This is a genomic window from Brevundimonas sp. (genome assembly GCF_046295075.1).
Taxonomy (GTDB): domain Bacteria; phylum Pseudomonadota; class Alphaproteobacteria; order Caulobacterales; family Caulobacteraceae; genus Brevundimonas.
Genome location: NZ_JBKBOC010000010.1, coordinates 94,416 through 100,894, shown reverse-complemented (window position 1 = coordinate 100,894; position 6,479 = coordinate 94,416). Strand labels below are relative to the sequence as shown.

Sequence of the window (6,479 nt, the reverse complement as noted above, 5' to 3'; positions counted from 1 at the left end):
GATCCAGCGGGCCCGAGTTGCCGATACAGGTGGTGCAGCCGTAGCCGACCAGGTTGAAGCCCAGGGCGTCCAGGTCCTTCTGCAGGCCGGCGTCGGTCAGATAGTCGGTGACGACCTGCGAACCGGGGGCCAGCGAGGTCTTGACCCACGGCTTGGCCTTCAGGCCCAGCGCATTGGCCTTGCGCGCCACCAGGCCGGCGGCGATCAGGACCGACGGGTTGGAGGTGTTGGTGCACGAGGTGATAGCCGCGATGACCACGTCGCCGTCGCCGACGGTGAACTTCTGACCGTCGACCGACACGCGCTCAGCGTCGGTCGGGCGGCTGAAGACTTCAGTCAGGGCGGTTTCGAACGCCGGAGCGGCGGTGGTCAGTTCGACGCGGTCTTGCGGACGCTTCGGACCGGCCAGCGACGGCACGACGGTCGAGATGTCCAGTTCCAGCACGTCGGTGAAGACCGGGTCTTCGCTCGTCTCGTCGATCCACAGGCCCTGGGCCTTGGCGTAGGCTTCGACCAGGGCGACGCGCGCCTTGTCGCGGCCCGTGGCGGTCAGATAGTCGATCGTCGCGCGGCTGACGGGGAAGAAGCCGCAGGTGGCGCCGTATTCCGGGGCCATGTTGGCGATGGTCGCCTGGTCCTCAATGGTCATGTTCGGCAGGGCCGGACCGAAGAACTCCACGAACTTGCCGACGACGCCCTTCTTGCGCAGCATCTGGGTGACGGTCAGCACCAGGTCGGTCGCCGTCGTGCCCTCGGGCATCGCGCCCGACAGCTTGAAGCCGATGACCTCGGGGATCAGCATCGGGATCGGCTGGCCCAGCATGGCCGCCTCGGCCTCGATGCCGCCGACGCCCCAGCCCAAGACGGCCAGGCCGTTGATCATGGTGGTGTGGCTGTCGGTGCCGACGACGGTGTCGGGATAGGCGACGGTCTTCTTGCCTTCGTCCAGGGTCCAGACGGTCTGGGCCAGATTCTCCAGGTTCACCTGGTGGCAGATGCCGGTGCCGGGGGGCACGACGCGGAAGTTGTTGAAGGCCGACGAGCCCCAACGCAGGAAGTTGTAGCGCTCGATATTGCGCTCGTATTCGCGCTCGACGTTTTGGCCGAAGGCCTTGGACGTGCCGAAGTTATCGACCATCACCGAGTGGTCGATGACCAGATCGACCGGCACCAGCGGGTTGATCTTGGCGGCGTCGGCGCCCAGGGCGCTCATGGCGTCGCGCATGGCGGCCAGGTCGACCACGGCGGGAACGCCGGTGAAGTCCTGCATCAGGACGCGGGCCGGGCGGAAGGCGATCTCGTGCTCGACCGAGCCCTTGTTCTCGACCCAGGCGGCGACGGCCTTCAGGTCGGCTTCGGTGACGGACACGCCGTCTTCGTTGCGCAGCAGGTTCTCCAGCAGCACCTTCATCGAGCGCGGCAGGCGGGAAATCCCGGTCAGACCGGCTTCCTCGGCGGCGGGAAGGCTGTAATAGGCGTATTTCTTACGCCCGACGGAAAGGTCCTGGCGGGTCTTGAAGCTGTCGTTCGACGGCATGGAGTCTTCCTCTGGTCAGCGCCGCCCGACAATCCGGTTGCGCCTTCGCGCGACAGACGCAGCGGCTCACAGGGCCCCTGCGCGCGCGGCGAAAGCCTGCTGCGGCGACCGTGCCTATAGCTCCACGGGATCGCACCGTCCATGTGTCCACACCCTCCACAGGGACATTGAGAAGGGTTCGCAGATTCTGCGGACCTGGCGGGGCATAGATGATCCACACCCTCACCCTCTCCGACCTGACCGTCTCGCGCGGAGAGCGGCGGCTGTTCCACGGCCTCGACCTGACCCTGCGCGCCGGCGAGGTCCTGGCCCTGACGGGCGCGAACGGCGCGGGCAAGACCAGCCTGTTGCGCACCATCGCCGGCCTGCTGCGACCCGATACGGGCACGGTCGGTTTCCAGGACGGCGACGGCAATCCGCTGGACGAGCGGCAGGCGCGCGGGCGAGAGGTGCATTTCCTGGGTCATCTCGACGGGCTGAAGGGCGGCCGCACGGCCCGCGAGGAACTGGGGTTCCAGTGCGACTGGCTGGGCCACACCCAGTACGGCCTCGATCACGCCGTCGAGGCCTTCGGCCTGAAGCCCCTGCTGGATCTGGAGGTCCGGCGTCTCTCCGCCGGTCAGCGACGCCGCCTGGCCATGGGCCGGCTGGTCGGATCGCCGCGCGCCCTGTGGCTGCTGGACGAGCCGATGGCCCCGCTGGACGCCCGCTGGCGCGAGACCTTCGCCGAACAGATGAAGCGGCATCTCGACGCCGACGGCCTGATCGTCGCCGCCGTCCACGACCCCCTGCCCCTGCCGGCCCGCGCTCTCGATCTGGGGAGCCTCAAATGAGCCGCCGCGATCTCGATCAGGAACCGCGCCCACCCGGCCTGCGGGGCGCGACGCGCGTGCTGCTGGAGCGCGAACTGGATCTGGCGTGGGGCGGAGGCGGCGGTCCGCTGCTGGCCTGCGGCTTCTTCGCCTGTCTGACCGCCATCCTGCCGTTGGCGGCCGGCGGCGACCCCCGCATGCTCGGCCCCGTCGCAGGCGGGGTCGCCTGGCTGGCCCTGGCCCTGGCGTCGCTACTGTCGCTGGAGCGGCTATTCGAGCGAGACATGGAGGACGGCGGCCTGGACCTGCTGGCGCTCGGCCATCTGTCGCTGGAGCAGGTCGTGCTGATCAAGGCCTTGGCCCAGTGGATCGCCGTCGGCCTGCCGCTCGCCCTGACCGCCCCCGTCGCCGCCCTGGCCCTGGGGCTGCCGGCGTCGCTGGCGCCCCTGACCGCCCTGACCGCCCTGATCGGCGGCGCGGGCTTCGCCTTCACCGGGGCGCTGGGCGCCGCCCTCGCGCTGGGGGCCAAGCGCGGCGGCCTGCTGATCGCCGTGGTCGTCCTGCCGCTGTTCATCCCGCCCGTGGTCTTCGGCGCCGGCGCCCTGGAACGCGCCGCATCCAGCCAGCCCGTCGGCCCGGCCCTGGCTTTGCTTTGCGCCTATGTCCTGTTCGCCGCCGTCATCGCCCCCTTCGCCGGGGCGGCTGCCGTTCGGAACGCGCAAGGGTGAGCTTGCCCGTCAGCCCTTCGCCGCGTAAGCGCTGAACCGATGTTCGGCCTGTCCAATCCGCAGCGCTTCATGGCCTTCACCGGCCCGTTGACGCCCGTTCTGTGGGGCCTCGCCGCCGTGCTGCTGGGCGTCGGCGCCTGGCTCAGCTTCTCCGTCCCGGCCGATTATCAGCAAGGCGACACGGTTCGGATCATGTTCGTCCACGTCCCCGCCGCCGTCTGGGGCCTCGGCGCCTATGCGGCCCTGGGCGTCTCCAGCTTCTTCGCGCTCGTGTTTCGCCACGCCCTGGCCGACGCCGCCGCCCGCGCCGCCGCCCTGCCCGGCGCCGCCTTCACGGCGCTCGCCCTGTTCACCGGCTCGCTGTGGGGCCAACCCATGTGGGGGACGTGGTGGGTGTGGGACGCACGCCTGACCAGCGTGCTCGTGCTGTTCCTCTTCTACCTCGGCTATATGGCGCTCAGGGCCTCGATCGACGACGAGCAGAAGGCCGGGCGCGCCGCCGCCGTCCTGGGCCTGGTCGGCCTGATCAACCTGCCGATCGTCAAGTTCTCGGTCGACTGGTGGAACACCCTGCATCAGCCCGCCAGCTTCCTGACCCCCGGATCGTCGGGGCTGGACCCCGTCTATCTGCCGCCCTTCCTGACCATGCTGGCGGCCTATGGGGTGCTGTTCGCGGCGCTTTGGCTGACCGCCATCCGCACCGAGATCCGCCGCCGCCGCGTCATGACCCTGCGCGCCCGCCAAGCCCAGGAAGCCTAAGATGCTCGACCTCGACGTGACCCCCTACGCCGCCTTCGTCTGGCCCGCCTGGGGCGTCAGCGCCCTGGTCCTGGCCGCCCTGACCGCCCGCGCCGTCATCGCCTCGCGCAAATGGAAGCGGGAACTCATGCGGCTGGAGACGAGCCCGATACCGGAAGCCGCAGCCACCAATCGCCCTCAAGTCGCGCGAAGCGCGATAGGGCCAAAAAAGTGAACCGCTGGCTGGCCCTTATTCCGCTGGTTGTCCTTGTGGCGCTGGCGGCCCTGTTTGTCGGCTGGTCGCTGAAACGCGATCCCGCCTTCAAGCCCGACGCCCTGGTCGGCCAGACCATTCCCGAGACCGTGCTGCCGATGCTGTCCGGCGACGAAGCCGGGCCGGGCAATCTGGACCTCAAGACCGCCGGCGTCGGTCGGCCCATGCTGGTCAACGTCTTCGCCTCCTGGTGCGCGCCCTGCCGAATCGAACACCCCAAGCTTCTGGCGCTGAAGGCTCGCGGCGTCGCCGTCGTCGGCGTCGCCTACAAGGACGAGCCGGTCGCCACCCGCGCCTTCCTGGACGAGCTGGGCGACCCCTATGCGATGGTTCTGGTGGATCGCGAGGGCCGTGCAGGTCTGGACCTGGGCATCTCCGGCGTGCCCGAGACCTTCGCCGTCGACGCCATGGGGCGGATCACCGCCAAACAGTCGGGCCCCCTGCTGGACGACGCCGACATCGCGCGGCTGGTCGCCTCCATGCAGGCCCCGCCCCGTTCAGCACCCAGCCCGGCGCCTCGCCCTCAGTGATCCTTCTGAACACGCGTTAACCCTTTTTCGAGGGTTTCCATTAACCATACCGGCATGAGCGCGATTCGCACCGGCCTGCCGCTGAACCTGCCCGCCCAGGGCCTCGATCTGCCGAGCGCGCGCAACGCCCAGGCGGCCTTCTTCCGCGCCGCCATGGATCAGGCCGCCGCTCCCAAGGCGCCCGCGCCGGCCGCCGCCGTCATGTCCTCGATCCGCACGGCCAACCCGGCCCGGCCCGCCGAAGCCCCCGCCATGGCGCCCGAACGCGAGGAGCCCCGCATCATGCGCCCTGGCTCCTACCTCGACATCCGGGTCTGACGCTCAGTCCAGCGGCGTCGCGCCCAGCAGCGTCCGACAGGCTTCGGCCTCGGCCGCCAGCGCCGCCCGCCTTGTTTCGCCGAACCCGTCCAGGGTCTTGTAGGGCATTGCCAGCCGCACATTGTCCCTCAACCGGTGGCGATTGCGCTCCAGAAAGCCCCAGTAAAGCCGGTTGAACGGACAGGCGGCGTCTCCGCTCTTGCTCTTCACGTCATAGCGACAGGCCCCGCAGTAGTCGCTCATCCGGTCGATATAGGCCCCCGACGCCGCATAGGGTTTGGACCCCACGATCCCGCCGTCCGCGAACAGGGCCATGCCCCGCGTATTGGGCATCTCGACCCACTCATAGGCGTCGGCATAGACGCACATATACCAGTCGTCGACCGCATCAGGATGCACTCCCAGCAACAGGGCCAGATTGCCCGTCACCATCAGCCGCTGGATGTGATGGGCATAGGCGTTGTCGCGCGTCGTCTTCACCACATCGGCGACGCAGGCCATGTCGGTCTCGCCTGACCAGTAGAACCAGGGCAGCTTCCGGTCCGCATCCAGGAAGTTGCGCGCCCGATATTCCGGCGCCTTCAGCCAATAGATTCCCCGCACGAACTCGCGCCACCCCAGGATCTGACGGATGAACCCCTCCACCGCGTTCAGCGGCGCGCGGCCTGCGCGATAGACCGCCTCGGCCCGGCGACAGACATCCAGCGGATCGAGAAGCCCCAGATTGATCGAGGTTGAGATCAGCCCGTGCCACATCCACGGCTGGTTCTCGGCCATGGCGTCCTGCCAGTCCCCAAACGACGGCAGGACGTCGCTCAGGAAGTGCGCCAGCGTCGCCTCCGCCTCGTCTGCCGTCGTCGCCCAGCCGAACCCGTCCAGCGATCCGAAATGGTCGCCAAACAGCCGCTCCACATCCGCCATCGCCTCGCGCGCCACGGTGTTGGGCGGGATGTGCAGCCGACCGGGCGGCGTCACGCCCTTCGCCAGCTTCTTTCGGTTCTCGGCGTCATAGTTCCAGCGCCCGCCCTCCGGCTGGGCGCCGTCCATCAGGATGCCCGTCTCGCGCCGCATCTCGCGATAGAAGAACTCCATCCGCAGCTGCGACTTGCCCGAGGCCCAGCGCCGGAAGCGGTCGTGCGAGCTGATGAAGCGGCGATCCTCGCGGATTTCGACAGACAGGCCCGCACCCTCGGCGAAGGCCGCCAGATGCTCGGCCAGCCGCCACTCGCCGCATTCCGTCAGCACCACCGCCTCATAGGCGCCGTCGTCCAGCGCGCGCGTCAGTTCGCCGGTGATCGATCCGCTGTTGTCGGCATCGTCGATCCGCACATAACGCACCCGCACGCCCCGCGCCTTCAGCCGCGCGGCATGGTTTCGCATGGCGGCGAACACCAGGGCGAGCTTCTGCTTGTGATGCCGGACATAGGTCGCCTCGTCCCGGACCTCGGCCATCAGGACAGTGTCGATATCGGGGTCCAGCCCCTCCAGCGCCGACAGGTCGTCAGACAGCTGATCGCCCAGCACCAGCCTAAGCACCGACAT

At 68.9% G+C, this 6,479-nt stretch carries 8 protein-coding genes; 6 read left to right on the top strand and 2 right to left on the bottom strand.

Going from position 1 to position 6,479, the window contains the following annotated elements; translation table 11 throughout:
* Window positions 1–1,537, bottom strand: a 1,537-nt coding sequence (gene acnA, locus ACK4MH_RS09885; protein WP_409717521.1) for an aconitate hydratase AcnA, incomplete at its 3' end; no start/stop codon positions are given.
* 209 nt (window positions 1,538–1,746) lie between these two features.
* On the opposite strand from acnA, the gene ccmA reads away from it, so the two are divergent.
* From ccmA to ACK4MH_RS09855, 6 genes are read left to right on the top strand one after another with little or no spacing between them, the layout of a single operon-like run.
* The gene (gene ccmA, locus ACK4MH_RS09880; protein ID WP_409717519.1) at window positions 1,747–2,370 is read left to right on the top strand and encodes a heme ABC exporter ATP-binding protein CcmA; all 624 of its coding nucleotides are present in this window, start codon (window positions 1,747–1,749) and stop codon (window positions 2,368–2,370) included.
* On the top strand, window positions 2,367–3,077 hold the full coding sequence (gene ccmB, locus ACK4MH_RS09875) for a heme exporter protein CcmB (RefSeq protein ID WP_409717517.1): 711 nt from the start codon (window positions 2,367–2,369) through the stop codon (window positions 3,075–3,077). The genes ccmA and ccmB overlap by 4 nt, the downstream gene beginning before the upstream one ends.
* 39 nt (window positions 3,078–3,116) lie before the next feature.
* A complete protein-coding gene (locus ACK4MH_RS09870) occupies window positions 3,117–3,836 on the top strand; it encodes a heme ABC transporter permease (RefSeq protein WP_409717515.1) in 720 nt (239 codons plus the stop codon).
* Window position 3,837: 1 nt separating this feature from the next.
* Complete coding sequence (gene ccmD, locus ACK4MH_RS09865; RefSeq protein WP_409717513.1) at window positions 3,838–4,050, top strand: heme exporter protein CcmD; 213 nt, start codon at window positions 3,838–3,840, stop codon at window positions 4,048–4,050.
* Window positions 4,047–4,619 (top strand): DsbE family thiol:disulfide interchange protein, encoded by a 573-nt coding sequence (locus ACK4MH_RS09860; RefSeq protein WP_409717511.1) that lies wholly within the window; start codon window positions 4,047–4,049, stop codon window positions 4,617–4,619. The genes ccmD and ACK4MH_RS09860 overlap by 4 nt, the downstream gene beginning before the upstream one ends.
* Before the next feature lie 54 nt (window positions 4,620–4,673).
* Window positions 4,674–4,937, top strand: coding sequence for a hypothetical protein (locus ACK4MH_RS09855; RefSeq protein WP_409717509.1), 264 nt, complete (start codon window positions 4,674–4,676; stop codon window positions 4,935–4,937).
* Between the two features lie 3 nt (window positions 4,938–4,940).
* Here the strand turns inward: ACK4MH_RS09855 and ACK4MH_RS09850 are convergent, their stop codons facing one another.
* Window positions 4,941–6,479 carry a cryptochrome/photolyase family protein gene (locus tag ACK4MH_RS09850; protein ID WP_409717507.1) on the bottom strand — a complete coding sequence of 513 codons (1,539 nt, stop codon included), beginning with the start codon at window positions 6,477–6,479 and terminating at the stop codon, window positions 4,941–4,943.

What these genes read in the sequence shown, in the direction of transcription:
- ccmA (WP_409717519.1), top strand. Translation starts at nt 1,747, where the DNA reads ATGATCCACACCCTCACCCTCTCCGACCTGACCGTCTCGCGCGGAGAG.
- ACK4MH_RS09855 (WP_409717509.1), top strand. Translation starts at nt 4,674, where the DNA reads ATGAGCGCGATTCGCACCGGCCTGCCGCTGAACCTGCCCGCCCAGGGC.
- ccmD (WP_409717513.1), top strand. Translation starts at nt 3,838, where the DNA reads ATGCTCGACCTCGACGTGACCCCCTACGCCGCCTTCGTCTGGCCCGCC.
- ACK4MH_RS09850 (WP_409717507.1), bottom strand. Translation starts at nt 6,479, where the DNA reads ATGTCGGTGCTTAGGCTGGTGCTGGGCGATCAGCTGTCTGACGACCTG.
- ccmB (WP_409717517.1), top strand. Translation starts at nt 2,367, where the DNA reads ATGAGCCGCCGCGATCTCGATCAGGAACCGCGCCCACCCGGCCTGCGG.
- ACK4MH_RS09870 (WP_409717515.1), top strand. Translation starts at nt 3,117, where the DNA reads ATGTTCGGCCTGTCCAATCCGCAGCGCTTCATGGCCTTCACCGGCCCG.